A 26504-nucleotide genomic window follows, 5' to 3' on the forward strand; every position below is an offset into this window, starting at 1 on the left:
ACACGAGGATGGAATAAGCTCCGTAACATTAACGTACATGATGAATAACCTGTAACAAGTATGTATGAAAAGGAGAATTCCAATGAAAAGTATGGCACAACATATCATTACCCAAAAATTGAAGCAGTTAACCATCCAGGACATAAAAACATACAGCACGAAATATGGAATTACTGTTTCTGATAAAGAAGCTGCCCAAATAGTAGGTGAACTAAAGTCCACCTCCTATAATCCCTTGAAGACAGAGGATCGGATGAAGATGCTTAAACGCCTAGGCAAAATCACCAGTCCTCAAACCGCCCAGAAAGTTAACCGTATTCTCCATCAATTAGCTAAAGAGCACGGAGTAGAGAATTGGTTGAAATAATTCATTTGCTTTCTATACCAGATTAAAGCCGAGTTTTCACACAAGGAGATAGGGTTTCACAGCGGATGAGAAAATGACAAAGCGCCGCCTATATAAGGCAGCGCTTCCTCCTATTACTGATTCATGATTTTTTCTTTCAGTTGCGGGTCAAATTCTTTTGATTTCAACATTTCGATTTCAAATCGATATGGCGGCTTTTTATTTTTCTTATCTTCTCCAACATACGGGGTTTCAAGAATTTTAGGAAGATCTGACAATTGCGGGTGATGAACGATGTAGCTCAACGCATCAAATCCGATATGCCCGAAACCGATATTCTCGTGACGGTCCTTTTGTGCGCCTCGTTCATTTTTACTGTCGTTGACGTGAACGACTTTCAACCGGTCAAGCCCGATGATATTATCGAACTCCTTGAGAACTCCATCAAAATCGTTGACGATATCGTAACCAGCATCATGGATGTGGCATGTGTCCATACATATTGAAAGATTTTCATTGTAAGTCACACCATCAATGATCTTCGCCAATTCATCAAATGAACGGCCGCACTCCGAACCTTTACCTGCCATTGTTTCCAAAGCAATCTGGACAGGCTGTTCTTTGTGCAACACTTCATTCAAGCCTTCGATGATCCGGTCGATCCCCTGATCTGCACCTGCTCCGACATGCGAACCTGGGTGCAGAACAATCTGCCTCGCTCCTAGTGCTTCTGTACGGTCGATTTCATTGCGAAGGAAATCCACACCGAGCTGGAATGTCTCAGGCTTCGTCGTGTTTCCTACGTTGATGATATATGGGGCATGTACGATAATATCGCTGATTCCATTCGCCTCCATATGCTCCGTACCATCCTCGATATTCAGTTCTTCAATCGGACGCCTCCGCGTGTTCTGAGGGGCACCAGTATAGATCATGAAAGTATTTGAACCGTAGGAGGCTGCCTCTTCGCTTGCACCCAGCAGCATTTTTTTCCCTTTCATCGATACATGTGATCCGATTTTTACCATAGCATTAAACACCTCTACCTTTGATTGTATTACTTTTTCTTACGGAAGCTTTCACGTTTCAGCTTCTTCTTGTTCCTGTCAGCCTGATTTTTCATCTTTTTCTTATAGCCAGGCTTGACTTTCTTCGGTTTCTTCACCATGTTCCACGCCTGTTTTTCTACATCTGACTCAGTCTTTTTACGTGTGGAACGCTCTTTGTAGGATTTGACTTCTTGCCACTCTTTATTTTTGATGTCATAAAAAGTGAACGTCAATCCTTTTTTCTCCAGCTTTTCAATCAACGGCAGGTCATTCTCCGTATAAAGGTTGATTGCTGTACCTTCCATTCCTGCGCGGGCAGTCCTGCCGACACGATGAATATAGAATTCCTCTTCTTTCGGAAGCTGTGCATTGATGACATGACTTACCCCTTGGATATCAATTCCTCTAGAAGCAAGGTCCGTCGCAACAATGTACTGGTAACGCAGGTTCTGCAGTTCTTTCAACATCCGTTTTCTTTCTCTTGGGGAAAGTCCACCATGAAGAATACCGGCATTGATCCCTTTCGCCTGCAGGTCCCTTGCCAGTTTATTTGCATGTTCTTTACCATTTGTGAAAATAATCGCCAGGTATGGCTGGATTACTTCTGAAATTCGGACGATCATTTCAGCAGGTTCACGATGCTTCAAAGGCACCAGGCGGTGTTCCATCAGTTCCGGCGCTGGTTTGTCATCTTCAATCTGGATGTGCGTCGGGTTCGTCAAATATTTCTTCAGGAATGGGTGCAATCTTTCAGGAATCGTTGCAGAAAAGACCATCAGCTGAATATTAGGATTGGCCCGAACCAAAATCTGATCCACCTCTTCGATGAAGCCTAAATCAAGCATCAAATCTGCTTCATCCAGGACAAAGCTGTTTGCGTGATGAAGGTCAAGCGCTTCTTCTTTCACCATATCCAGGATACGCCCTGGCGTACCAACAACGATATGAGGCTGATCCCTCAGCTTCTCCATCGCTTTCTTTTTGTCCGTGCCGCCAATAAGTAATCTTGCTTTCCAGCGCTCATCCTTGTTGGCATGATGAATGCATTTTCTTACTTCATCATAAATTTGTGTAGCTAATTCACGGGTCGGTGCCGTGATTACACATTGGACATGTGCTTTATTTTCATCGAGCTTATTCAATAACGGCAATAGAAACGCATGCGTTTTCCCGGATCCGGTATGGGATTGCCCGATCAGGCTTTCCCCTCTAAGTGCAGCAGGGATGACCTTCTGCTGGATCGGGGTGGGCTCATTGAACCCGAGTTTGTCAACGATTTCCTTTACAACCGGATGAATCGCATATTGATTGAATGAATGTTTGGTCATGTAATTTCTCCTTTTTCTTCAGAAACAAAATCTCCATCCTCTATTATAGTAGAGGAACGAAGGAATTGCACGATAGTTATCATTGTCTTCTTTGTCAATCAGCCATAGAACCTTTATAATGGAATGGAGATCCAACACTTTATTGGTATGAACAAAGGGGGAACCGATTCATGGAAGTAATCAAAATTGCACCTCGCGGCTATTGCTATGGCGTGGTCGATGCCATGGTGATTGCACAGAATGCAGCGAAGGACCCGAACCTTCCCCGTCCTATATATATTTTGGGTATGATTGTCCATAATACTCATGTGACTGAAGCATTCAAAGAAGAAGGCATTATTACGCTGGACGGTGAAAACCGCCTGGAAATACTGGAAGGAATCAACGACGGCACCGTCATTTTCACCGCTCACGGTGTCTCACCCGAAGTGAAAGAACGTGCAAGAAACAAAGGTTTGACAGTACTTGACGCAACATGTCCTGATGTTACGAATACGCATAACTTGATTCGCGAAAAAGTAGCAGAAGGCTTTGAAATCATCTATATCGGTAAGAAAGGACACCCGGAGCCTGAAGGAGCAATCGGAGTGGCACCTGGAAAGGTCCACTTGATTCAGACAGAAGAGGATGCAGAAAATCTGGACGTCGACCATGACAAACTGCTCGTAACGAACCAGACAACCATGAGTCAGTGGGATGTGTACGATGTCATGCAAAAAGTGAAAGAGAAATATCCTCATGTGCAACTTCATCAGGAAATCTGTATGGCGACTCAAGTGAGACAGGAAGCTGTTTCAGAACAAGCGAAAGATGCCGACCTTACCCTTGTCGTAGGTGATCCCAAGAGTAATAACTCCAACCGGCTTGCTCAAGTTTCCAAAGAAAAAGCTGGAACCATGGCCTACCGTATCGCGGATGTGACAGAAATCGATCTCGATTGGTTGGAGGGTGTCAAAAAAGTAGCAGTCACAGCTGGTGCTTCCACTCCTACACCGATTACAAAAGAAGTAATCAAATTCATTGAAAATTACGACCCTGAAAACGAAGAAACATGGGTGCTGGAATCGAAAGTGGAACGTAAAAAAATCCTTCCGAAAGTCAAAGCGAAGAAAAGATAATATTTTTGTTATAGAAAACCCGAACTTCGCGTTCGGGTTTTCGTTTTTATATTAGCGATTAAATAGCGAATTTTACATTCATCTTATTACCTTTGATTATATAGAAATTGAAATGGCTCCGTATTGGCATTGGATTCGTAGATAGTTAACTGTTTATTTTCAGCATTGAAGCGAGCATCCAAGTACGATTTGACGACCTGTTTCATCACTTTCTCCACATGGTGGCCAGGGTCGATGATACTCAAGCCCATTTCAAGTGCCTCTTGAGCAGGATGAAGTGTCATATCGCCGGTAATATAAACATCTGCACCATTTCGTTTTGCAAGATGAATATACTTTTCTCCACTTCCACCTAGCAATGCAACCTTTTTCACTTTTTTGTCCAAGTTGCCGACTACCCTCAGATTCGGGATGTCATACCCACGCTTCACCTGCTCACTGAAATCCTTCAACGTCATCGGCTCAGGTAATTCACCGATCCTACCTACTCCAATCGAACGCCCTTCATTCAGTAATGGATACAAGTCATAGGCTACTTCTTCATAGGGGTGCGCTTCTTCCATCGCCTGCAGAACTGGTTTTAACAGGCGCTGCGGCAAGATCGTCTCCACCCGCTTTTCTTCCACTTTTTCAAGTTTTCCTTGTTCACCAATGAATGGATCAGATGCATCAGATGGCTTGAATTGTCCTTGACCGTCTATTGAAAATGAACAATGGCTATACGCACCGATATGCCCGGCACCTGCCTGATGGATCGCTTCCTTCAATGCATCTGCATAATCTGCAGGTACGAATACAGTCAGCTTGATCAGTTTTTCTTTATCTGTCTTAAGCAAAGGACTGGTCGTTTCCACACCCACGGCTTTTGCCATTGCATCATTCACACCACCTTCGACCACATCAAGGTTCGTATGGGCTGCGTAAACGGAAATATCATGCTTAAGCAGCTTCTGTATCGCCCTTCCCTTCGGCTGGTCAGGATTGATTTGCTCCAATGGTTTGAAAATGATCGGGTGATGGGAAATGATTAAGTCGACATCTTTTTCAATTGCCTCATCTACGACATTTTCAAGTACATCCAACGTCACCATTACATTGTCCACTTTCTTGTTCAGAGTACCGATCTGCAGTCCAACCTTATCCCAATCGAATGCCAGATGCTTCGGACACCACTCTTCAAAAGCTTTGATAATGTCGTTACCCGTAATCGTATCACCCATTACCAAGTACCTCCTCGATCCAGTGAATTTTTTTCTTAAACTCTTCTACTTTTGATGGATCTGGTTGTTTTGCCTTTTCTATTTGTGAAAGTACACGCTGTTTTTTAGTTAGCTCTTCTTTCCACTTTTCTATGAAAGGTTGCGTTTTTGCACTAGTCAAAAATGGTCCGAAATAAAGCTGCTTTTCTTTATTATCTGGTTCATAAGGGCTTTCCTGGCCATCTGCATCAGCAACAAGCACCTCATAAATATGTCCCGATTCCTCAAGGATATGTTCATCGGTTAACATGAAGCCATTCTGGTCAAACCAACGTCTGCAGGATTCTGCATCGACATTCGGCTGGACAATGATTCGTTTTACTGCACCTAATTTTTCTTTTCCATTTTCGAGGATCGAGCTAATCAATGTTCCACCCATGCCGGCTACGATAATATGATCGACTTCCCCTTCATGAAGCACATCCAATCCATCCCCTTTTCTAACGGAAATGCGATCTTCCAAGTCATTTTTCTCTACTTCATTTACGGCACTCTGAAAAGGGCCCTCATTGACTTCTCCAGCAATTGCTCTAGCCTGTTCGTCTTTCAGGCAAACAAAGCACGGCAGATAAGCATGGTCCGAGCCGATATCGGCAAAGAAGGCTCCTTGTGGAAGGTAAGAGGCTACCATTGCGAGCCGGTTTGATAATACATGTTCATTCATATCGGTTTCCTCCAGTTCTCTCAATCGAAAAAGAAAAGCTTTCTGAATGGTTCCAGAAAGCTTTTCTCTGTGTTCTTATTTCTTTTCAGCAAGCCATTCGGCTAAGATAGAAGCTTCTTCTGCCGGTACCAATCCAGCAGGCATAGCCTGTCCTTTACCATTGATAATGATATCCTGAATTTCATCTTTACTGTACTTACTTCCAATTGTCTTTAAAGACGGTCCATTCGCACCAGACAAATCTGCCCCGTGACAGGATGAACAGTTGTTCTGGAAGATATCTTCAGGATTGGATGAAGCCTGTTCTGTCTCTTCTCCACCGTTCTGGATTGCCTCATGTTGAGAGGTACCTACCCAACCAAGGACAAACATCGTAAGTATACCTAGTACTGCAATGATCCCGAATGGGATAAGTGGGTTTCTTCTCATGTGTCCATTTCCTCCTTATGTACTCCCCTTATGTTACTCAAAACTACAAACTATATTTATTTTACTGCATAATTTGTAGATATAAAAGGGATAACATGTGAAATCTTAAAAAACTAATGAAATTATGAATACTAAAACACCGATAAATCCTCCCACCTTCAAATATTGAAGGTCAAGCTTTCTGCCGATAATGAACCATAGGATACAGTTCATAAGGTGAACCGCTCCTAACAGCCATATTGTACTGAACCAATGGTTGATTGTGTAAATGGAAAGCATTAATAAATTCAAAAGTCCAACGATCAGTGGTATGTGTACATCACGCCGGTATTGGCGGCTTTGGAAGAGCAAATAGAAAGTTCCGAAAGATATGCCTACATTTATCGACAAAATGACTGTTTGCATTATGTAAGTCATTTCAGTAAAATAAATGACAAGAAATGAGAGCGGTAACAAAAAAAGGTTGATCATAAGGATGATCACTCGCTGGAGGCTTGTCCCTCTCCCTTTTGGGCTCTCCTCTTTGACTTCTGTGATTCCGTCACCTTGAGTATAGAGTGCTAATAAGTAATCACAGTACGCTTCAGGCAACATCCGGCTTTCTTTCCAATAGCGTATTTCTTTTATAATGATGGAAGTTCGATCATTTTGCATGACATCACTCCGATATAGCTGAAATTCTGACAGCTTTATATAAGTGAAAAAACAGACCAGGAAACACCACCTTCTGTGCGGCATTCCCTGTGTCCGTTCATTACATATCTGCACTCACATTTATTCCATAAAGTCTTTCAATCGTTTGCTCCGGCTCGGATGACGAAGCTTTCTTAAGGCTTTCGCCTCGATTTGACGGATTCGTTCCCGTGTAACGCCGAAGACTTTACCTACTTCTTCAAGTGTGCGTGTTCTTCCATCGTCCAAACCGAAACGGAGACGCAATACGTTCTCTTCACGATCCGTGAGTGTATCCAATACGTCTTCCAATTGTTCCTTCAGCAATTCATAAGCTGCATGATCGGACGGTGACGTAGCTTCCTGGTCTTCGATGAAATCACCAAGGTGAGAGTCATCCTCTTCACCAATCGGTGTTTCCAAAGAGACAGGCTCCTGGGCAATCTTAAGGATCTCCCTGACTTTGTCAGGTGTAAGTTCCATTTCTTCACCGATTTCTTCCGGAGTAGGCTCCCTGCCGAAATCCTGCAGCAATTGGCGCTGTACACGAATCAGTTTGTTGATTGTCTCCACCATGTGGACCGGGATACGGATGGTACGTGCCTGGTCCGCAATTGCACGAGTAATCGCCTGACGGATCCACCATGTGGCATACGTACTGAACTTATACCCTTTACGGTAATCAAATTTCTCAACAGCTTTGATCAAGCCCATGTTCCCTTCCTGGATCAAATCCAGGAATAACATACCTCGACCTACATAACGTTTGGCGATACTTACAACAAGTCGAAGGTTCGCCTCTGCCAATTGGCGTTTCGCTTCTTCTTCGCCTTCTTCAATACGTTGTGCCAAGTCGATTTCATCAGCAGCCGAAAGCAGGTTTACTCGACCGATTTCTTTCAAGTACATCCGTACCGGGTCATTAATTTTCACCCCAGGCGGTACACTTAAGTCATTAAGGTCGAATTCTTCTTCCTTATTCAGTTGCTGCATATTCGGATCCTCTTCTGAATCACCGATCACTTCTACCCCTTGCTCACCAAGGTACTCATAAAATTCGTCCATCTGCTCTGATTCCAATTCATAATTGGAGAGCTTTTCAGCAACTTCTTCATATGCTAAAGCACCACGCTTTTTCCCCATTTCAAGCAATTGTTCTTTCGCCTGCTCAAGCGTGAGTTCGTTTTCTGTAGTTTCTTTAGAACTTGATGGCTTATCTGCCATGAGTCCCCCTCCTTCCAAACAAATCCTATCTAAAAAGTATGAATTTCATGCATTATTTTATATAAAAGCTATGAAAGCATTTATTAACTTAATGTTGTTTCTTCAAATCTTTCTTCATCTGCAGTATTTGCATTGCGATTTCCGCAGCTTTGATCGGATCATTTCTCTTTTCTGCATCTTTCTGCTGTTCCTGCAGAGATCGGATGTCCGACTTATCACTTTGCTCCGCTCTGATCAGACGTATATAATCGTTGATTTCACGATCAGATATATCGTCCTGTACATGCATCATCGCAAGTTGGATTACCAGGCTTCTTAAGTCCGGATCGGGCAGCTTTTCGATAAACAGGCTGGCATCAGGTTCATTGCCCTCTTCAAAATATGCGTAGAGGTAAGTGACAATGACTTGATGATCACTAATATTGAAATTTCCACCAAGCTCATGCTGTACTTTATCAGCAATCGTCGCATCCCTTAACATGTATGCAAGGAGTGCACGTTCAGCATTGTGGAATGCCGGTAAGAGCTTCGCTTCACTATTTTGTCTTTGTATCGAATTAGTATACCTGTTCTCCTTGGTGTTATCCCTTTTACCTTGACGTTTACTGAGTTTAGCGACCTCATCCTTCAAGGTATCCATCGAAAGTTCGAATTCATTCGCCAGTTCCTGCAGGTAGTGCTCTCTTTCAATTGCACGATCCACAGTGGCGACTTCCTTCAATACCTTTTCGACATAAGTGATTCTATCCCCTTCTAAATTCAGATTGAATTCTTTACGAAGGTGACGCATGATGAATGCGACATAGGTATCACTTGCACCGATCACTTCATTTTGAAATCGCTCCGCCCCATAAGCTTTGATGTAATCATCCGGATCCATTCCATCGGGAAGCCTTGCCATTTTGACCTGACAACCAGTTTTCATTAGGAGTTTCGCCGCTTTCAAGGAAGCTTCGATACCAGGGCGATCTCCATCGTAACAAACGATGGCCTGATCCACGTACCTTCGGATCAATTTGGCCTGCTGCTCCGTTATCGATGTTCCGAGTGTACCGATCCCATTTTCCACCCCTGCCTGATTGGCAGCGATGACATCCACATAACCCTCAAAAAGAATGACGCTACCTTTTTTCCGAATGGCGCTTCGGGCCAAATCGAAATTATACAATAGCTTTCCTTTTTGAAAGAGCTCTGTTTCAGGACTGTTCAAGTACTTGGGTTCCTGATCGAATATCGCCCTTCCTCCAAACGCAACGGTCTTCCCAAGGTGATTCCGAATCGGGAAGATGACCCTCCCCCTGAATCGATCGGAATATTCACCATGGTCGTTGACACTCAGCAAGCCAGCTTTCACCATCGCCTGGGGATGAAACCCTTTCTTTTCGAGGAAACGTACAACGAAGTCTTTTGAGTTGGGTGCATATCCCAGCTGAAACCGGTCGATGATTTCATCAGTAAAACCCCGTTCAATGAGGTATGCATACCCTTCCTTACCCTCTTTCGTATTCCTCAAAAGGTGATGGTAAAGCTTCATCAGCCAATTGTTGGCATCGAGAACCGTTTGATCTTCTTTACTGGATGATTGGCTTGAGTCACTTGAACGAACTTCTTCTGGCAAGTGATAGCCACTTTTGTCAGCAAGGTGCCGGATCGCTTGGATAAACGTATAGCCTTCCATTTCAATAAGAAATGTAATGGCATTCCCGCCCTTTCCACATCCAAAGCAATGAAAGATCTGCTTGTCAAGAGACACGGAAAAAGAAGGAGTCTTCTCACCATGAAATGGACATAAGCCGAAGTAATTTCTGCCTTGCTTTTTCAATTGGACGTATTCGCCGACTACATCAACGATATCATTTGATCGACGGATTTCATCGATCGTTTCCTCTGGAAGATGTCCTGACATATGAATCACCATCTAATTTTATTCTAGAAAGTCTAAAAAATACCTTCATTGTTCGACAAAAAATTCTCAAGCTGCATCTCGAACCTTTTTTTGTCTTCATCTGTCAGCGCAGACGGGCCTTTGATACGGTTGCGTGCTTTCTGGTTCTTTTGCCGCAGATACTTACGGTAAAGAATCTCATCTGCATCTGCTTCTGCTATCAGTTTACCTCGAGGAGTCAGTGCATAAACCCCTTGGCCCATCAGTAGTACTGCAAAGGAGAGATCCTGGGTGATCACCAGGTCGCCTTTTTCGACTTTATTCAAGATATACAAATCGACGGCTTGATCATCCGGATCGATGATTCTCCAATTATCATTATCTGCATCAGGACTGTAATGATTGAATGTCGACACAAAAACAGGCGTAACAACATGCTTCTGACAGACACGCTGGATTTCTTCCTTGACTGGGCAACTATCGGCATCTACATAAACGATCGGCTTTTGATTTTTCAACATACTTCACTAATTCTACAACATCCTGCAGAATCCTTCCGAATGGTCAATGTTTTATTATTCAGAATAATCGATAGGTTGATTCCTACCTTCATCTATGAATCATTTTTTCACAAATAAATATTATAATACATGTAAAAACCAAAAGCTACTGTTTTTTTTTGAAATACGCTCATCAAAAGTGAAAGTCGCACCATGCATGACATGGTGCGACTTTCGGTATTTATCGTTCTATGATTGATTCCTCATCATATTAATAATGACGTTCGCTGTTTCTTCGACTGCTTTATTGGAAACATCGATTACCTTGCAATCCAGACGATCGACTAGTTTGTTGAAATGGTCCAATTCCTGTTTGATCCGCTCCATATTGGCGTAACTGGCCTGATCGCCCAACCCTAATGCTTTCAATCTTTCTCTTCGGATATCATTAAGTTTTTCCGGGCTGATCTTCAAGCCGATGCACTTCTTCGGGTCAACGTGGAACAACTCTTCAGGCGGTTCCACTTCCGGTACGATCGGAACGTTTGCGACTTTCAATCGTTTATGCGCGAGATACTGGGATAACGGTGTCTTTGAGGTCCGCGAAACACCTATCAGAACAATATCGGCTCTGGCTATACCCCTCGGGTCCCTTCCGTCATCATATCGCACCGCAAACTCGATTGCTTCGACGCGTTTGAAATAGTCTTCATCCAGTTTGTGAACAAGACCAGGCTCAAGCTTTGGTTCCTTATTAAAGAACCGTTCCATCGCATCCATCATCGGTCCCATGATATCCACACACTCAACACCGTTTTCTTTCGCCTGCTTCAATAAATAACTTCTGAATTCCGGCGAAACCAATGTAAACCCGATCATCGCATTTTTTTCTTTCGCCTGTACCAATGCTTCATCAAGTGTTTCTTTATCTTCGATATAAGGAATCCGCTGGATATCGAAAATCCCATCATTGAACTGACTCAAGGCTGCTTTGACAACAAGCTCAGCAGTCTCCCCCACGGAATCTGACAATATATAAATCAACGGTCTATTCATTTCACCCCTCCTCCATCCATTTCTGAATCATAAATGTTCATCACGTGCCAATTCGACAAGCGCTTTAGTGATATTCGTCTTCGTAATCCGACCTGTGACCTCAAGGCCCTCTTCTACGTCTTTTACGATCGGCAGGCCATCGATTTGTTTTTCGATCAGCTGCTGTGCAGCATCCAGCAACAGGTCATCTTTACGGCACACGGAAATATTCGGCATCCGTGTCATAATGATATGCACTGGAATCGAGTTCAAATCCTGGTTGCCGATGCTGGCACGTAAAAGGTCTTTTCTAGATAATACACCGACTAGAAGCGATCCTTCTTTAACAACGAATAATGTTCCGACATCTTCAAGGAACATTGTGATGATTGCATCATACACGGATACATCTTCTTCGACGACTATCGGTATGGACTGGTATTCATGGACTTTGAACTTCTTCAGCTTCTCTGTCAAAAGCTCCGATCCTGTCTTTCCAGTATAGAAATAACCTACTCTCGGCCTTGCATCGAGAAAACCGGCCATGGTCAATATTGCAAGATCAGGCCGTAATGTAGCTCGCGTCAACGATAACTTTTCGGCAATGCTTTCCCCTGTTATCGGACCATTTTCTTTGACGATTTCGATGATCTGCTCTTGTCTATTCGACAATTCCATTCTTTCACCACCTGATCACTGACTGTGACATACTATTCACCCATTATACATCATTTATATGGCAGGTAAAAGAATGTTCTCTAAAACTGCTGTTTCCACTGGATAGCATTGAAATCTGCGAAGCGATGGATGTCCGCTGCAATCCGTTTAAGAAGTGCCAGTCGATTGTTCCGCACAGCTTCTTCCTCCGCCATGACCATCGTATTGTCGAAGAATTCATCAATTGGATCTGCCAGTTCAGCCAGAATACGAAGTGCCTCTTCCGGTTTGTGACTTTCCAGCGCATCATTGTACTTCTCTGTCGTTTCTTTGTAAGCATTGTAAAGCGCGCGTTCTGAATCATTTTCAAAAAGTCCGTTGTCTACCGAATCTGTCTTACCTTTTTCAGCCAGATTCAAGACACGGCTTAACGATTCCTGGGTAGATTTGAAGCCTTCATCCTGTCGCTTTGCAGCCAGTAATTCCGCTTTCCTAACCGTATCTGGATAGAATCCGATTCCTGAAGTCAACACTGCTTCGATGACATCATGTTCTACTCCAGTGGTTCTGAGCAAATACCCAGCACGAACTGCAAAGAATTCCTGCAGGTCCTTTTTCACATCTTCTTCGGAACGGTTTACCAGACCGGATGCAACATACACCTGCAAGGATTCATCCAACAATGCTTCAAGCTCGATTTCCCACGCTGTCGCTTGAAGTATTTGTAAAATGCCAATCGCTTGTCTCCTCAAACCGTGCGGATCCTGTGATCCTGTCGGAATAAGGCCAATCGAAAAACTACCGACAATCGTATCAAGCTTATCTGCAAGACTAACTACTGATCCTACATCACTTTCCGGCAGTTCACCATTTGCATGGGTGGGCATGTAATGCTCTCGGATCCCCCGTGCAACTGCTTCTTTTTCACCAAACAGGTTCGCATATTTTTCACCCATAATTCCCTGTAGCTCAGGAAATTCATCCACCATATGTGTGACAAGATCGAATTTACTGATTTCAGCTGCCCGGATTGCATCTGTTTTCGTCTGCTCATCAACATTCACACGATTCGCAATCTTATCAACCAGTTTGACAGTACGGGAGATTTTATCTGCGAGAGTTCCCAACTCCTCCTGGAATACCATGCGCTCAAGCTTCTTGACACTTTCAGCGATTGAACCTTTCTGGTCCTCTTCATAGAAGAATTGTGCATCCGCAAGTCTCGCTTTAAGTACTTTCTCATTCCCTTTTGCTACAGTGTCGATATGCTTGTCATCGCCATTTCGTACAGCAACGAAGTATGGAAGCAGGCTCCCATCAACAGAACGGACCGGGAAGTACCGCTGATGCTCTTTCATAGAGGTGATCAGTGCCTCTTCAGGTACTGTCAGGAACGCTTCATTGAAAGAACCATGGAACACTGTAGGATATTCAACAAGATGATTGACTTCATTCAATAATGCATTGTCCATCAGAATGTTCCAGTCATGTTGACTTCCAAGCTTTTCAATTTGCTCGACAATCATTTGTTTACGTTGATCTGCATCTGCAATCACAAACTGATCTTTCAATTGGTTTTCATAATCTGAAGCAGCGGGTATTTCTACTTGCTCCCCAAGGAACCGGTGACCGTATGTGGTTCTGCCTGTTTCCACACCTAAGATATTGAACGGGAGGACTTGATCATTGAACAAGGCCACCAGCCAGCGAATTGGACGAGCGTAGCGAAGGTCATTGCCGCCCCATCTCATGTTTTTCGGGAAATTCACTGAAAGGATGATATCTTTGAAACCTGACAGTAGCTTACTCGTCTTTTCCCCTTCAATGAACTTATTGATATGCACGTACTCGACACCTTTTATCTCTTTGAAATAGATATCCTCGACAGATTTTCCTTGTCCCTTCGAAAATCCGATGGCAGCTTTCGTCCAATTCCCTTCCTCATCCAATGCGATTTTTTTCGCTGGTCCTTTTGCTTCTTCTTCAATATCAGGCTGCTTATCTGCAACACCTGTGATTTGAATGGCAAGGCGTCTAGGAGTTGCGAATGTCTTCACTTCCCCATAAGGGATCCGGAGCTCTTCCAGCCACTGTCTGGTGTTTTTGGATAATTGATATGTTGCATCATCAATGAAACGGGAAGGCATCTCCTCCAAGCCGATTTCAAACAATAATGTATTACTCATTGGATTCACCCTCCTTCAGCATCGGGAAGCCTAATCGCTCTCGTTCTTCCACATACGTTTTCGCAATTTTCCGTGCGAGGTTCCTTACTCTTGAAATATACCCTGTCCGCTCTGTTACGGAAATGACACCCTTGGCATCCAGCAGGTTGAATGTGTGGGAACATTTCAACACGTAGTCATACGCTGGAAAAACCAGCCCTTTTTCCATGATTCGTGCTGCTTCCTTTTCATAGGTAGAGAAAAGATTAAACAGCATGTCCGTATCCGATTCTTCGAATGTATATTTGGAATGTTCATATTCCGGCTGGCCGAAGATATCCCTTACAGTCACACCATCCGTCCATTCAAGTTCAAATACATTCTCCTTGTCCTGGATGTAAGACGCCAGACGCTCAAGACCATAAGTGATCTCAGCAGCTACAGGCTTCGCTTCCAAGCCGCCGATTTGCTGGAAGTATGTGAACTGAGTGATTTCCATCCCATCCAGCCATACTTCCCATCCTAGTCCAGCAGCGCCAAGCGTAGGGTTTTCCCAGTTATCCTCTACAAATCGGATATCATGCTTCAGAGGATCGATTCCCAAAGCTTTCAGCGACTCGAGATACAATTCCTGAATATTATCAGGAGATGGCTTCATGATCACTTGAAACTGATGGTGCTGGTATAATCGGTTCGGATTTTCACCAAAGCGACCATCTGCAGGTCTACGGGAAGGCTCCACATAGGCAACATTCCATGGTTCCGGTCCTAAACTTCGCAACAGCGTCATCGGTGACATCGTACCGGCACCCTTCTCGACATCATAGGCCTGCATCAATAGGCAACCCTGTTCTGACCAATGTTTCTGCAAGGTCAAAATCATATTTTGTATATTCATCCTTCATCCTCCATTTTCGATATAAAATAAAAATCCCCGTCCCTATGCCTGAGGCATAGGGACGGGGATAACCCGCGGTTCCACCCTACTTGCTTCCACATGGAAGCCACTTTCAAAATGGTTGCTCCGGAATGCCTTCACTGGACCCTCACGCCTGTCTCCCACCATCACAGGCTCGCTTTTGTTTGGATGATCAGTTACTACTTTCCTTCCACGCACTGTTCATTTGTACTAGCATCATACTTAAAAAGTCAGCTGTTTGTCAATCATTTAAATAAGTCCAGCTGATCAAGGAATTTTTTTGACTTGATGAAATAACCGCCGTACTGGTCATAATATGCATCAATCAGCATCCGCAAACGCTTTTTGTTTTCATCTTTTACAGAGATGTTTCCTAGCCTCGCAACGTCCATATGCTTGAATACCCGAAGCAGTTTTGCCAGATTGTCAGGCAGTCCATAAGCTTCAGGATCAATGTGCTTACAACGGACACACAAAAAGCCCCCTTCTTTAATCGAAAATGAAAAGGGACTCTCCGTGCTCCCACAATTCACACAGCTGTGAACGTGTGGGGCAAATCCGGCTTTGGTGTAAATTTTAAGTTCATACATCATCGTCAGTACTTCTGCATCTTTTCCGTCGTTGATCAACAGAAGTGTCTGCAGGAATTGTTCATAAATGAACGGATCCGGGCGCTTTTCTTCCATCAATTTATCTGTAAGTTCAGCAAGGAATGAAGCGTAAGCCGTCTTCACGATGTCCTCCCTGATTCCCCTTAGGGAGGACATCATCTCACCTTGACTGAGCGAACCAAGTCCTGAACCGATCTGAACCAGATATAATCCGTGTATGAAGGGTTGTGTAATCGAAGACATCCGGCTTTTAGGCTTTTTTGCTCCCCTTGCCATCACTCCGATTTTCCCCTTCTCTCTTGTCAATAACGTAATGATCTTATGGGTTTCTCCATAATCCCTCGAACGAAGGACTACTCCCTCAATTTTATCAAACAAAAGCATTCACCTTTTCCGAATACTAGGAATTCGCCTCTTGAACAGGAACGGAGTCATTCATGCCGCTCTCAGTTTCACCGTTTTGCTGCTGTTCCATTTCTTTCATGAGTAGATAAGTTTCTATGTTTCCTGTCTGACTAAACACTTTCCAAGGCAAGTCGATCACAAGAAACACCGCCTTTCCTGTTAATAAAAGATAAAAAACTCATCACCAGCGGATGGATGACAGAACGTCAACTTCACATAATAATTAACTGCTTACGTATAGCTTGTTCCCGATTGATGTAATCAATAAGTATTAATATTTACCAGATTAATACTCGTCATCGCGATAACCGAATTCACTCAATTGAAGCTGCTTGTTTCTCCAATCTTTCTGGACTTTCACCCAAAGCTCCAAGAATACTTTCGAGCCCAACAATGCTTCGATATCCTCTCTTGCACGTTGGCCGATTTCTTTCAGCATGCTGCCTCGTTTACCGATGATGATCCCTTTTTGGGAAGATCGTTCAACAATGATGACGGCTTGGATATCGACCATATCTTTGTCCTCTCGACGTTTGATCCCTTCAATGACAACTGCGATCGAGTGCGGCACTTCTTCGCGCGTCAGATGGAGTGCTTTTTCTCTGATCATTTCGCTGATGATGAAACGTTCCGGGTGGTCTGTCACCTGATCTTCAGGGTAGTATTGCGGTCCTTCCGGCAACTCTTCTTTCAGCACCTTCAGCAAATGATTCACATTGTTTCCTTCTAATGCAGAGATAGGGATGATTTCCTGGAAGTCAAGTTTTTCCTTATATTGATCAATCAATGGAAGTAGATCATCCGGGTGGACTCTGTCTATTTTATTGATGATCAGATAAACCGGTTTGTCCACGTTGCTCAGACGATCGATAATGAACTGGTCACCTCTGCCATAGCCTTCCTCAGCATTGATCATGAACATGATCGCATCCACTTCATTCAAAGAGTGTTCAGCCATCTTCACCATGAAATCACCAAGCTTATGTTTCGGCTTATGGATTCCTGGTGTGTCTATGAATACGATTTGACTTTCTGCGTCTGTATAAACACCTTGAATTTTGTTACGTGTGGTCTGAGGTTTATCACTCATAATCGCGATCTTTTGTCCGATCACTCTGTTCATGAACGTGGATTTACCTACGTTCGGTCTGCCGATGATTGCAATGAATCCTGATTTAAATGAATCTGCCATGTTGTGTTTTCCTCCATCTGTGTAACGTTTCTTAGTACTGTCTATTCTACTACAAAACCTTTATGATTTCATTCACTCGACAAAAGCTCTCAATATTTATTTCCATCATGTTTCTTTTTGCTGAACAAAAGCGCAAGCGCCTTGTCCACCCCCGAATAGCTTAAGACAAGCCTCGTCGTGACGAGCTTTGTCACAGGGAGGATTGACTTAAGACCTCGAGGGGGTAGGCGCTGGAGCTGGATGACAGAACAAAAGCGTAAGCACCTTGTCCACCCGGTCTAGCTTAAGACACATAAAAAAGGAATCGTTCTTTCATATCGATGTTCCGCTGCCATTCAGCTGGTCACCAATCTGAAAAACGATTCCAAGTCATATTCAAAATAAGATACTCGTAAGTTTTGGCAGGAAGATGATCATGCCGATGATGATGGAAAAGATAGCCGCTACAAGAACAGCTCCGGCGGCTACATCTTTCACTGCACCTACTGCAGGATGGAATTCAGGTGAAAGATGATTCATTACACGTTCAATACTTGTATTGATCATTTCGAGGCTTAGTACCATTGCAATGGTTAGAAGCAGAACTGTCCATTCAAGCAGCGAAACTCGAAGCAACAATCCAGCAATGATCACGATTGCACCGGCCACCAGGTGGATTCTGAAGTTCCTTTCATTACGAATCACAAGTATTATGCCTGCACATGCGACTCTGAACCCGATCCACCCTTTATTGGAATTATTTCCTTTCAAGTCCGAACTCATCTAGAATAACCTCTTGTCTTTGAAACATTTGCTCTTCTTCATCCTTCTCAATATGGTCATAGCCGACCAAATGCAGAAAGCCGTGCAAAGCAAGAAATCCAAATTCCCTTTCAAGCGAGTGCTTGTAATCTTCCGCCTGTTCCTTTGCCTTGTCCACGGAAATGACGATATCACCAAGAATCAGCGGCATCTCATCACCTACGATTTCAAGCTCTCCTTCCCCTTCTTCCTGCATCGCGAAAGAGATGACATCGGTCGGAACATCTTTTTGACGATAATTCCTGTTCAATTCCTGTATTTCTTTGTTATCAACAAAGTTTACGGAAACCTCTGATTGCTCAGGGATTCCTTCTTTACCAGCTGCAAATGTCAGCAGTCGTTGTATAAGGTCGGTGAAAGCTTCATCTACGGAATTTGTTTTATCATGAAAATCAATATGCATCGTCATTTTGCCTCCTTGATCAAATTTTTGCCCGTTTCCGGATATTGTATCCTTGAATGGAAGAAACCTTGCAACGTTTCACAAATTGCATTCTGAACACTTGTAAGTTCACGGAATGTCAACGTACACTCATCAAGTTGGCCATCCATCAAACGGTCATGGGTGATGTTTGATACGATTTCTCTGATTTTTTCGGTTGTTGGTTCATCCATCGATCGCACAGCAGCTTCCACTGAATCACAAATACAGATGATGGCAGCTTCCTTCGTCTGTGGTTTCGGTCCAGGATACCGGAACTCCTCCGCATTGACTTCTTTATGTTTTTCCTTTGCTTTGTAATAAAAGAACTTCAATAACGTTGTCCCGTGGTGCTGCTCTGCAATATCTACAATTTCTTTCGGAAGTTTTTCCTCCCGTAGCATCGCTGCACCGTCATACGGATGTCGGATGATGATTTCCGCACTTTGCTCCGGATCAATGAAATCGTGGGGATTTTTCATTCCCATCTGATTTTCAATGAAGAAGTGCGGACGGACAGTCTTCCCAAGATCATGATAATACGCGGCAACCCTCGCCAGCAAACCATTGGCACCGATTGCTTCACATGCTGCCTCACTCAAGTTCGCCACCATCACACTGTGGTGATAGGTGCCAGGGGATTGCGTCAACAGCTTTCGAAGCAAAGGATGGTTGGGATTCGATAAAGTCAGCAGCTTACTGTCTGACAAGATACCAAAACCAGTCTCAAAGAATGGGAGTAATCCTAGAGCCAGGACAGATGATAAAAATGCTGATGCAATTCCATACCCGCTTTGAAGGAAGATATCACCTATTGTATATTTTTCGAATGAAATAAACAAAAACAACAGCACCGTCAAAACGTTGATGGCAGCTACCCCTGCACATGCTTTCAGAATAGCCAGCCGATCCTTGAGATTATAAAGAAAGGCTACTCCCGCCAATTGGGAAAGTCCAATATATATTCCTGCTTCTGCATTCAGTGAACCGGCAATTTGACCGTTGAAAAGGAAGGAACCAAGAACCGCCATCACTCCTGCAAGTACAATTGCCAGACGTTCATCCACAAGCACTTTTATCAGGATTGCAGCCGCCGCAACAGGAACAAGGTAATACAACGGCATCCCGTCACTGACGAAGAAACTGGCCATTTTTAGAAATGCCAGCATTCCCAAGGAAATGAGAAGGACTGCTGTGACTTTCTGAATACTCATCTTCCCTTTCCGATCCAGCCTGTACAACTCATAGAATAAAACAGCTCCCAACAACAATGCGAGCAATCCAAGGCCGAATACAGGGAATAGGTTCCTCTCGTTATTCAAAAGGCCGACAAGTTTAAGCTTTTCAAACGCTGCTTTATTGATTGTAGCACCTTCATTGACGATTACTTCTCCTGCACGGATGGTGACAGGTTCTACACTTTCTGCAGCCTGCTTCCTTGCACTTGCCGTCTTTTCTTCATCAAAGAAAGAATTCGGGACAATGGCAAACTGGCTCAACCTTATGATGGATTCTTTCAGTTCATTATGTAATGTGGAGTACTGGAGGCTTAATTTCACTTGCTGTTCTGCCTCTATTTCATCCTCCGCTTTGATCCCGTCATTGAATTGATCATAGAGACTGGTTTTCAACAGTTGATAAGCGACATCCCGATCGTTCGCAGGCGCGGCTACGATGGATTCTAACACAGCACGGTCCACTTCCACTGTAATCTCTTTTGACAGTAGCTGCTGGAGGCGCTGAGTCTTGTCAAGTGTACTCAGGTTTTTGGGTTCATCTGCGTCTTCCGCTTGTTCATTCGACTCGATGTTTTTCAAAGCATCAAAGATCTCATCTATATAGGCAATCCGCTCTTGTGTTACTGCTACAGATGTAGAAAAGCGATCCTGTACAGACTGGGATGCTTCCCGGATTTCTCTTTCAGTACTCTCTTTATCTTCAATCGTGATCGGTGATCGAATTGTTTCTTGGGCAGTACTGAACAATTCCAGATCATACGTCTGGGTAAATACGTTGGAAAGGGTGAACAGGAAAAAGAAAACCCCGGCAATAAGGGATGGGATCAACAACCGTACCATAGACTGATAACGACTGAAGTAGGATTTAATTCGTTTTTTGTTGGAATTCTTCATAGAATCAGCCCCTCATTACAAATCTTTCCAACAGACAATATAGAAATAAGACCCTTCGCCCGGGTCTTACTCCGAATCTTGCTTAGCTTTGTCATAAGCATCGATGATACGCTGCACTAGCGGGTGACGTACGACATCCGTCTGATCCAAACGAATGAAAGAAGCACCTTTGATGCCTTTCAATTTGGTTTCCGCCGTGCGAAGTCCTGATGTAACACCTTTCGGCAAGTCGATCTGGGTAATATCCCCCGTGATCACCATTTTTGAACCGAATCCGAGACGTGTCAGGAACATTTTCATTTGTTCAGGTGTGGTGTTCTGTGCTTCATCCAGGATGACAAAAGCATCGTCCAACGTTCGTCCACGCATGTAGGCAAGTGGCGCAATTTCAATGGTCCCTCTTTCAAGCAGACGTGTCGTATGCTCGGTGCCAAGGACATCATGCAGGGAATCATACAAAGGGCGTAAATAAGGATCGACCTTTTCTTTAAGATCCCCTGGAAGGAATCCTAAACTTTCTCCCGCTTCAACCGCTGGTCTCGTCAAGATGATCCGCTTCACCTGGCCATACTTCATCGCATTGACAGCCATCACGACAGCCAGGTAGGTTTTACCGGTTCCAGCAGGACCGATCCCAAATACGAGGTCATTATTCCTGATAGCAGAAACATAGGTTCTCTGCCCAAGCGTCTTGACCCGGATTGACTTACCTTTTGCGTTCTTCGTAATGATATCTTCGAACAATATTTCAAATTGGCTGATTTTACCCTTTTTCGCCAACTCAACCGCATAAACGACATCGCGCTCGGTAATAGTAATGCCTTTTCGTATCAAGTGCAGGATTGCGTCAAGGACATCTTCCACCAGCTGGACATGTTCTGCTTGTCCAGATACACGAATATGTTCTCCCCTAGTTATGATCGTCACCTTAAGGTTCTCTTCAATCTGTTTCAAGTTGCGGTCTTCTGTCCCGAACAGCGCCAGAGCTTCTCCGGGATTATCCAATTGTATATCGATTGCGTTCAATTCTTCTGACATATTCAGACTCCTTGAGGTACATTCTTATTTACTGCAATATCTTCATTAACTTTGAAGAATAGGATTAATTTTACTTTACCATTCTCCTCCCCTTCGTGCAAAAGATTTTCGTCAACGATGACAGAGTCTTTCGGCAATTTTTTCAGAAGCTCCATCCTGGCTTGTTCCTTTGCCACATCTAATGTTTCTTTCTTTGTTCGTTCGTGCTTGGAAGCATTCAATTCATAATAGGTGGCTTTCTCCCAGAAGATCGGCAGCTCCTTTTTGAACAGCTTCCACTGGGAAGTTTCTTCATCCTTGTTCACCAGGCGATAATCTATTTTCCCCCAACCCCATACAGGTAATTCAACGTTGAATACCCTCATTCTGTATTTGTTTTCCGACTCCCCCGTTGCAGTATAAATTGTCTCTACTTTTGGCGTAGTGACCTCGACCTTGTACCACGTTTCGGCAATCACTTCCCCCTCGGCTCGAACAAGGGTTTCATCATTTTCATCCAATTGTGCAGAAGCGAGGATTTCTCCTTTTTTGACGTAATCATTCACTGTCACCATCGGTCTCCCCTGTGAAATATAGATTCTCGTAATCAACCCTTTTTTACCTGCGATAAGATTGGAAGGTGTCTCGTCTTTTTCTTTATCGACCAATGTCTTCTCAACCCCGTGCAGCACATAGGCTGTCCCCTTTTTCTCCACTCCGATCCATAACAATTCGGGAACATCATCCAGCAATTTCTGCTGAATGGTGGGTGGATCATCCAGCTTGAAGGAAAAAGCGCCAGGTACAACACCGTGATCGGAAAGACTCTTTTCCACTTTCCTCTCCAAATCTTCAGGCAATCCATTGATGTGGACGGACCATACGACATTCGATAGGAAAATCAAAAACCCGATTGTGAGGAATAGGGCAAACCACAATGGTTTCTTACTCTTGAAACGACCAAACAGGAAAGGAATTCCTTGTCCACTTTTCAGACGGACTTTGTAGGAAAAACCTTTCCTTAATGCTTTGATCTGTTTCAAGTCGGTAAGAAAGATGGTCGCTTCCACCTTCGTATCGGAAATCCTTTTCAGATTCCAGATTTTGATTCCATTTATCGAACAACGATTCAAGAAGAACTCGGGGTATTCCCCTTCTACAATCATTGTCACTGTCCCTTTCAGAAATCTTCCCTGCAGTTGCTTCATAAGAACCTCCCCATTCTGCGTATTCCTTACTCGTACACAAAAGCGATCGTCTGAACTTTTCCTTCAACGAGAATTTCTTCGGCGAGCATCATTTTCAGCGTGAATCCCGATCCGTTCAACCGAACGTGACCTTTGCTGAACTTCAGTCGGATTTCTTGTTCTGTGAATTTCAATAATCCTTGATGGTTTTCGATATATACATGAAAATCACCGATGGTAGTGATTCTTGGCAGATCCAACATGACATCAGAAGGAAGCTCTAAGTAGTTGGCCAGCCACGTACGGATGTGGGTTTGAAGTTTTTTCATCCAATGCCCTCCCTCTTCCCTTATATATACGAAAAACGCACGGATTGTATCACTACAATCCGTGCGTTTTATAATGTTTATCATTTATTCCTGTCAAACATCTGATGGGGTTTATGTGCCCTGGGTGGTCCAAGGATCTCCGCCATCATGATGCTTTCAGACAGCTTCTTCCGATTCAGATTACGAGTTACTGATAACGAAGGAGCTGGTTTCTTTTTGCTTCGGGCTTTTGATTTGTGTCTGTAATCAGGTATCGCATTGTGGATGTCCTGATTCGGTGTTTCGTAACCTATCGTGTAACCTGTGATTGAATCGTCACCGATCGCACCTTTGGTGTGTTTATTAACACCTGTAGAAAGCGTTTGTGTGGCTTCTTCCACTTTTTCTCGGTAATAGTCTTCCATCTTCTTGCCACTCTTATCTTCCTTAGGCTGACGTTCCGAACGAACCGGTTCAGGCCTGCGGGCAGGACCAGAGGGCGTAGGGGAAGGGCTGGGTTCTGATTTCTGCTGCATCGGCCGCTTTTGCGGCTGGCGTTTTTCTTTTTCGTCGCCCTGCATTCCTCTGAACCAGCTGATAAGTCCCCCGACGATTGCGATGACGATCAGCATGTTACTAAAGATCAAATCCAGTAACGCTTCCATGATTCATCCTCCTTCTGATCAGAAGGGTTTATTTATCCTCTTCTCCCCCATCTTCTTTGGAGAGTTTCCCTAGAGTATCACGCATATCCGTGTCTGCATTGATGTTACGGTAGTTCATATAATCCATGACACCCATTTTTCCAGAGCGTAATGCCGCTGCAAGTGCCTGTGGAACTTCTGCTTCTGCTTCCACAACCTTCGCCTGCATTTCTTCAACCTTGGCACGCATTTCCTGCTCCTGGGCAATCGCCATAGCACGACGCTCTTCCGCCTTCGCCTGTGCGATATTCTTGTCTGCTTCTGCCTGGTCAGTTTGAAGGATGGCACCGATGTTCTTGCCGATATCGATATCTGCAATATCAATGGACAGAATTTCGAACGCAGTACCTGCATCCAGTCCTTTTGAAAGGACGTTCTGAGAAATGCGGTCAGGGTTTTCCAAAACTTTACCGTGGTTATCGGAACTACCGATCGTCGATACGATTCCTTCACCAACACGGGCGATGACCGTATCTTCACCAGCACCACCTACCAGGCGGTCGATGTTCGCACGTACGGTAATACGCGCTTTGGCTTTCACTTCGATTCCATCCATCGCCACACCAGCAATGAACGGAGTTTCAATCACTTTCGGGTTTACACTCATCTGAACGGCTTCAAGTACGTCACGGCCGGCTAGATCAATTGCTGCTGCCCTTTCGAAGCTGAGCTCGATATTGGCACGTTGAGCTGCAATCAATGCATTGACTACCCGATCGACGTTACCGCCTGCCAGGTAATGACTCTCCAGCTGGTTCGTATTGACGTTGACACCTGCTTTGTGAGCTTTGATCAACGGATTGATAACTCTTGATGGAATAACCCTTCTCAATCTCATTCCAATAAGTGTGAAGATACTGATTTTTACTCCTGCTGCCAATGCACTGATCCACAACATCACTGGAATGAATGTGAAAAGTACAGCGACAACGATTACGATGATACCGACAATGATTATCGGCATAAGTTCATTTAATGTCATCCTTTTTCCTCCTAAGTATTATCTTTTTTGATTTCCCGCACAACAATGCGCGATCCTTCAGTTTTTATGACTTTTACAGTTGCACCATTCGGAATGAACCCGCCTTCTGTCACAACATCCAAACGTTCCTCATCAAACACTGCAGTACCTGCTGGCCTTAGAGGTGTGACCGTTTCTCCTTCCAGACCAATCAATTCCAACCGGTTGGCAGATGAGACATATCCCTGATCGGTCGATGTCGAATCTTTCAGTATGATATGACGGAAAAGTCCTTTTTCCAATCCGATGAACTTGAACAGAATCACGGATGCAATGATGGCAACAAGCAATGCAATTCCGATGCTCATCGTCATATGACCCATATCATACGAGGAAAGCATCAATGCGGATACGATGGATACAATACCTGCAATTCCTGCTATACCTCCAGGCAGGAAGAATTCGGCGATGATCAATCCAATCCCTAATACGAGAAGGATGATCGCTTCATAGCCTGCGAGCCCTGCTACGATATGACCGTAGAAGAACAACACGAGAGAAACAAGTCCCATCGTTCCGGGAATACCAAACCCTGGTGAGTAAAGTTCGACGATGAAACCGAGACTGGCCACCGATAGTAATATCGGTACAACAACCGGATCTGTTAGGAATCTGGCGATATTTTCTGCGGCTGTAGGATTCTGTTCCACAATTTCCGCATCAGAAAGCCCCAGCTCATATAAGAGCTCCGTGCGATCGCTGACTACTCCTTCAGCATACCCGACTTCTTCGGCTTCGGAAGGACCGAGGGTCAAAAACTCCCCTTCAGGTGCTGCATATTCAGGTAGATCGATCGATGCATCCGCCATCGCTTCAGCATAAAGCGGATCACGATCGTTGGATTCAGCCGCAGCTCTCATCGCCGCTTTCCATGCCGACTGGGCTTTTTTATTCGCAGCATTTCCGTCTCCAGTAATCACACCTGATGCACCCATTGTCGCAGAGGGCTTCATATAGATCTGATCTGCATTCAATGCTATGTACGAACCGGCAGATAAAGCCTGTGTCGTTATGAATGCTGTATTATCGATGTCAAGATCCTGGAATAGTTCCCCGATAGCCCCCGCAGCATCTACTCTGCCGCCTGGTGTAGCGATTTCAAAGATGATATGATCGACGCCTGCTTCATTAGCTTCTTCAATGGTACGACGCAGAAATGCTTCCATCCCGCGTTCTACATTATCTTCGACAGGAACGATATAAACAAGCTTTCCGCCTCCATCCGCATGAAGAGAAGCATCGTCATTAGTAAAGAATGATAGCGTCATGACAGTAATAAGTACAGCCAGAAACCCTAATCGGAAGATTCGCTTCATCGATCTGCTCCTTTCTATGAGGCTCATGGTATATGTACGTATAGGATTTCCAAGAAGTTTCAACATTTTCAATTAATTTTAACACGTGTGGCATTTTCTATGTAAAAAACTTTCAAAGCAGCTGTATGAACATGGAACC

General features: G+C 44.0%; 27 protein-coding genes. 2 read left to right on the top strand and 25 right to left on the bottom strand.

Annotated features, from left to right (window positions below; all coding sequences use genetic code 11):
- The first annotated feature begins 82 nt into the window (after positions 1–82).
- Complete coding sequence (locus tag ACFQ2J_RS06155) at positions 83–367, top strand: DUF2624 family protein (protein WP_386057537.1); 285 nt, start codon at positions 83–85, stop codon at positions 365–367.
- A gap of 113 nt (positions 368–480) precedes the next feature.
- On the opposite strand, the gene ACFQ2J_RS06160 is transcribed toward ACFQ2J_RS06155, so the two are convergent.
- Positions 481–1374, bottom strand: coding sequence for a deoxyribonuclease IV (locus tag ACFQ2J_RS06160; protein ID WP_386057539.1), 894 nt, complete (start codon positions 1372–1374; stop codon positions 481–483).
- A 29-nt stretch (positions 1375–1403) separates the two neighbouring features.
- Complete coding sequence (locus ACFQ2J_RS06165; RefSeq protein WP_386057541.1) at positions 1404–2723, bottom strand: DEAD/DEAH box helicase; 1320 nt, start codon at positions 2721–2723, stop codon at positions 1404–1406.
- 170 nt (positions 2724–2893) lie between these two features.
- Between ACFQ2J_RS06165 and ACFQ2J_RS06170 the strand changes: the two genes are divergently transcribed.
- Positions 2894–3841: a 4-hydroxy-3-methylbut-2-enyl diphosphate reductase gene (locus ACFQ2J_RS06170; protein ID WP_386057542.1), complete on the top strand. Its 948-nt coding sequence runs from the start codon at positions 2894–2896 to the stop codon at positions 3839–3841.
- Between the two features lie 86 nt (positions 3842–3927).
- On the opposite strand, the gene ACFQ2J_RS06175 is transcribed toward ACFQ2J_RS06170, so the two are convergent.
- From ACFQ2J_RS06175 to ACFQ2J_RS06285, 23 genes are all read right to left on the bottom strand, one after another.
- Complete coding sequence (locus tag ACFQ2J_RS06175; protein ID WP_386057543.1) at positions 3928–5061, bottom strand: Nif3-like dinuclear metal center hexameric protein; 1134 nt, start codon at positions 5059–5061, stop codon at positions 3928–3930.
- On the bottom strand, positions 5054–5764 hold the full coding sequence (locus ACFQ2J_RS06180) for a tRNA (adenine(22)-N(1))-methyltransferase (protein WP_386057545.1): 711 nt from the start codon (positions 5762–5764) through the stop codon (positions 5054–5056). The genes ACFQ2J_RS06175 and ACFQ2J_RS06180 overlap by 8 nt, the downstream gene beginning before the upstream one ends.
- A 75-nt stretch (positions 5765–5839) precedes the next feature.
- Complete coding sequence (gene cccA / locus ACFQ2J_RS06185; RefSeq protein ID WP_386057547.1) at positions 5840–6193, bottom strand: cytochrome c550; 354 nt, start codon at positions 6191–6193, stop codon at positions 5840–5842.
- Positions 6194–6298: 105 nt separating this feature from the next.
- The gene (locus ACFQ2J_RS06190) at positions 6299–6847 is read right to left on the bottom strand and encodes a hypothetical protein (RefSeq protein WP_386057549.1); all 549 of its coding nucleotides are present in this window, start codon (positions 6845–6847) and stop codon (positions 6299–6301) included.
- Between the two features lie 120 nt (positions 6848–6967).
- Complete coding sequence (gene rpoD, locus ACFQ2J_RS06195) at positions 6968–8089, bottom strand: RNA polymerase sigma factor RpoD (RefSeq protein WP_386057550.1); 1122 nt, start codon at positions 8087–8089, stop codon at positions 6968–6970.
- A gap of 88 nt (positions 8090–8177) precedes the next feature.
- Positions 8178–9995 carry a DNA primase gene (gene dnaG / locus ACFQ2J_RS06200; RefSeq protein ID WP_386057552.1) on the bottom strand — a complete coding sequence of 606 codons (1818 nt, stop codon included), beginning with the start codon at positions 9993–9995 and terminating at the stop codon, positions 8178–8180.
- Between the two features lie 32 nt (positions 9996–10027).
- The gene (locus ACFQ2J_RS06205) at positions 10028–10495 is read right to left on the bottom strand and encodes a YaiI/YqxD family protein (RefSeq protein ID WP_386057554.1); all 468 of its coding nucleotides are present in this window, start codon (positions 10493–10495) and stop codon (positions 10028–10030) included.
- A gap of 228 nt (positions 10496–10723) precedes the next feature.
- Complete coding sequence (locus ACFQ2J_RS06210) at positions 10724–11530, bottom strand: pyruvate, water dikinase regulatory protein (RefSeq protein WP_386057555.1); 807 nt, start codon at positions 11528–11530, stop codon at positions 10724–10726.
- Between the two features lie 27 nt (positions 11531–11557).
- Complete coding sequence (locus ACFQ2J_RS06215; protein WP_386057557.1) at positions 11558–12187, bottom strand: helix-turn-helix transcriptional regulator; 630 nt, start codon at positions 12185–12187, stop codon at positions 11558–11560.
- An 80-nt stretch (positions 12188–12267) separates the two neighbouring features.
- A complete protein-coding gene (gene glyS / locus ACFQ2J_RS06220) occupies positions 12268–14352 on the bottom strand; it encodes a glycine--tRNA ligase subunit beta (protein ID WP_386057559.1) in 2085 nt (694 codons plus the stop codon).
- Positions 14345–15229, bottom strand: a complete 885-nt coding sequence (gene glyQ, locus ACFQ2J_RS06225) for a glycine--tRNA ligase subunit alpha (protein WP_386057560.1) — start codon at positions 15227–15229, stop codon at positions 14345–14347. Before glyQ ends, glyS begins: the two co-directional genes overlap by 8 nt.
- A gap of 266 nt (positions 15230–15495) precedes the next feature.
- Complete coding sequence (gene recO, locus ACFQ2J_RS06230) at positions 15496–16239, bottom strand: DNA repair protein RecO (RefSeq protein ID WP_386057562.1); 744 nt, start codon at positions 16237–16239, stop codon at positions 15496–15498.
- Between the two features lie 22 nt (positions 16240–16261).
- The gene (locus ACFQ2J_RS06235) at positions 16262–16405 is read right to left on the bottom strand and encodes a YqzL family protein (protein ID WP_386058363.1); all 144 of its coding nucleotides are present in this window, start codon (positions 16403–16405) and stop codon (positions 16262–16264) included.
- A gap of 147 nt (positions 16406–16552) precedes the next feature.
- Positions 16553–17458, bottom strand: coding sequence for a GTPase Era (gene era / locus ACFQ2J_RS06240; RefSeq protein WP_386057564.1), 906 nt, complete (start codon positions 17456–17458; stop codon positions 16553–16555).
- A 375-nt stretch (positions 17459–17833) separates the two neighbouring features.
- A complete protein-coding gene (locus tag ACFQ2J_RS06245) occupies positions 17834–18220 on the bottom strand; it encodes a diacylglycerol kinase family protein (RefSeq protein WP_386057566.1) in 387 nt (128 codons plus the stop codon).
- Entirely contained in the window at positions 18195–18662 is a 468-nt protein-coding gene (ybeY, locus tag ACFQ2J_RS06250) for an rRNA maturation RNase YbeY (RefSeq protein ID WP_386057567.1), read from the bottom strand. Before ybeY ends, ACFQ2J_RS06245 begins: the two co-directional genes overlap by 26 nt.
- A 2-nt stretch (positions 18663–18664) precedes the next feature.
- Positions 18665–20812: an HD family phosphohydrolase gene (locus tag ACFQ2J_RS06255; RefSeq protein ID WP_386057569.1), complete on the bottom strand. Its 2148-nt coding sequence runs from the start codon at positions 20810–20812 to the stop codon at positions 18665–18667.
- Positions 20813–20878: 66 nt separating this feature from the next.
- Positions 20879–21850 carry a PhoH family protein gene (locus ACFQ2J_RS06260; RefSeq protein ID WP_386057570.1) on the bottom strand — a complete coding sequence of 324 codons (972 nt, stop codon included), beginning with the start codon at positions 21848–21850 and terminating at the stop codon, positions 20879–20881.
- 2 nt (positions 21851–21852) lie between these two features.
- A complete protein-coding gene (gene yqfD / locus ACFQ2J_RS06265) occupies positions 21853–23037 on the bottom strand; it encodes a sporulation protein YqfD (RefSeq protein ID WP_386057572.1) in 1185 nt (394 codons plus the stop codon).
- A gap of 26 nt (positions 23038–23063) precedes the next feature.
- Entirely contained in the window at positions 23064–23345 is a 282-nt protein-coding gene (yqfC, locus tag ACFQ2J_RS06270) for a sporulation protein YqfC (RefSeq protein WP_386057574.1), read from the bottom strand.
- Between the two features lie 80 nt (positions 23346–23425).
- Positions 23426–23989 carry a hypothetical protein gene (locus tag ACFQ2J_RS06275; RefSeq protein ID WP_386057575.1) on the bottom strand — a complete coding sequence of 188 codons (564 nt, stop codon included), beginning with the start codon at positions 23987–23989 and terminating at the stop codon, positions 23426–23428.
- Positions 23990–24017: 28 nt separating this feature from the next.
- Positions 24018–25010, bottom strand: a complete 993-nt coding sequence (gene floA, locus ACFQ2J_RS06280; protein ID WP_386057577.1) for a flotillin-like protein FloA — start codon at positions 25008–25010, stop codon at positions 24018–24020.
- 11 nt (positions 25011–25021) lie between these two features.
- The gene (locus ACFQ2J_RS06285) at positions 25022–26365 is read right to left on the bottom strand and encodes an NfeD family protein (protein ID WP_386057578.1); all 1344 of its coding nucleotides are present in this window, start codon (positions 26363–26365) and stop codon (positions 25022–25024) included.
- Between the last annotated feature and the right edge of the window lie 139 nt (positions 26366–26504).

The organism is Thalassobacillus hwangdonensis (assembly GCF_042675915.1).
In the GTDB taxonomy this organism is placed as follows: domain Bacteria; phylum Bacillota; class Bacilli; order Bacillales; family Halobacillaceae; genus Thalassobacillus_A; species Thalassobacillus_A hwangdonensis.

What these genes read in the sequence shown, in the direction of transcription:
- ACFQ2J_RS06155 (WP_386057537.1), top strand. Translation starts at nt 83, where the DNA reads ATGAAAAGTATGGCACAACATATCATTACCCAAAAATTGAAGCAGTTA.
- ACFQ2J_RS06160 (WP_386057539.1), bottom strand. Translation starts at nt 1,374, where the DNA reads ATGGTAAAAATCGGATCACATGTATCGATGAAAGGGAAAAAAATGCTG.
- ACFQ2J_RS06165 (WP_386057541.1), bottom strand. Translation starts at nt 2,723, where the DNA reads ATGACCAAACATTCATTCAATCAATATGCGATTCATCCGGTTGTAAAG.
- ACFQ2J_RS06170 (WP_386057542.1), top strand. Translation starts at nt 2,894, where the DNA reads ATGGAAGTAATCAAAATTGCACCTCGCGGCTATTGCTATGGCGTGGTC.
- ACFQ2J_RS06175 (WP_386057543.1), bottom strand. Translation starts at nt 5,061, where the DNA reads ATGGGTGATACGATTACGGGTAACGACATTATCAAAGCTTTTGAAGAG.
- ACFQ2J_RS06180 (WP_386057545.1), bottom strand. Translation starts at nt 5,764, where the DNA reads ATGAATGAACATGTATTATCAAACCGGCTCGCAATGGTAGCCTCTTAC.
- cccA (WP_386057547.1), bottom strand. Translation starts at nt 6,193, where the DNA reads ATGAGAAGAAACCCACTTATCCCATTCGGGATCATTGCAGTACTAGGT.
- ACFQ2J_RS06190 (WP_386057549.1), bottom strand. Translation starts at nt 6,847, where the DNA reads ATGCAAAATGATCGAACTTCCATCATTATAAAAGAAATACGCTATTGG.
- rpoD (WP_386057550.1), bottom strand. Translation starts at nt 8,089, where the DNA reads ATGGCAGATAAGCCATCAAGTTCTAAAGAAACTACAGAAAACGAACTC.
- dnaG (WP_386057552.1), bottom strand. Translation starts at nt 9,995, where the DNA reads ATGTCAGGACATCTTCCAGAGGAAACGATCGATGAAATCCGTCGATCA.
- ACFQ2J_RS06205 (WP_386057554.1), bottom strand. Translation starts at nt 10,495, where the DNA reads ATGTTGAAAAATCAAAAGCCGATCGTTTATGTAGATGCCGATAGTTGC.
- ACFQ2J_RS06210 (WP_386057555.1), bottom strand. Translation starts at nt 11,530, where the DNA reads ATGAATAGACCGTTGATTTATATATTGTCAGATTCCGTGGGGGAGACT.
- ACFQ2J_RS06215 (WP_386057557.1), bottom strand. Translation starts at nt 12,187, where the DNA reads ATGGAATTGTCGAATAGACAAGAGCAGATCATCGAAATCGTCAAAGAA.
- glyS (WP_386057559.1), bottom strand. Translation starts at nt 14,352, where the DNA reads ATGAGTAATACATTATTGTTTGAAATCGGCTTGGAGGAGATGCCTTCC.
- glyQ (WP_386057560.1), bottom strand. Translation starts at nt 15,229, where the DNA reads ATGAATATACAAAATATGATTTTGACCTTGCAGAAACATTGGTCAGAA.
- era (WP_386057564.1), bottom strand. Translation starts at nt 17,458, where the DNA reads ATGGCAGATTCATTTAAATCAGGATTCATTGCAATCATCGGCAGACCG.
- ACFQ2J_RS06245 (WP_386057566.1), bottom strand. Translation starts at nt 18,220, where the DNA reads ATGAGTTCGGACTTGAAAGGAAATAATTCCAATAAAGGGTGGATCGGG.
- ybeY (WP_386057567.1), bottom strand. Translation starts at nt 18,662, where the DNA reads ATGCATATTGATTTTCATGATAAAACAAATTCCGTAGATGAAGCTTTC.
- ACFQ2J_RS06255 (WP_386057569.1), bottom strand. Translation starts at nt 20,812, where the DNA reads ATGAAGAATTCCAACAAAAAACGAATTAAATCCTACTTCAGTCGTTAT.
- ACFQ2J_RS06260 (WP_386057570.1), bottom strand. Translation starts at nt 21,850, where the DNA reads ATGTCAGAAGAATTGAACGCAATCGATATACAATTGGATAATCCCGGA.
- yqfD (WP_386057572.1), bottom strand. Translation starts at nt 23,037, where the DNA reads ATGAAGCAACTGCAGGGAAGATTTCTGAAAGGGACAGTGACAATGATT.
- yqfC (WP_386057574.1), bottom strand. Translation starts at nt 23,345, where the DNA reads ATGAAAAAACTTCAAACCCACATCCGTACGTGGCTGGCCAACTACTTA.
- ACFQ2J_RS06275 (WP_386057575.1), bottom strand. Translation starts at nt 23,989, where the DNA reads ATGGAAGCGTTACTGGATTTGATCTTTAGTAACATGCTGATCGTCATC.
- floA (WP_386057577.1), bottom strand. Translation starts at nt 25,010, where the DNA reads ATGACATTAAATGAACTTATGCCGATAATCATTGTCGGTATCATCGTA.
- ACFQ2J_RS06285 (WP_386057578.1), bottom strand. Translation starts at nt 26,365, where the DNA reads ATGAAGCGAATCTTCCGATTAGGGTTTCTGGCTGTACTTATTACTGTC.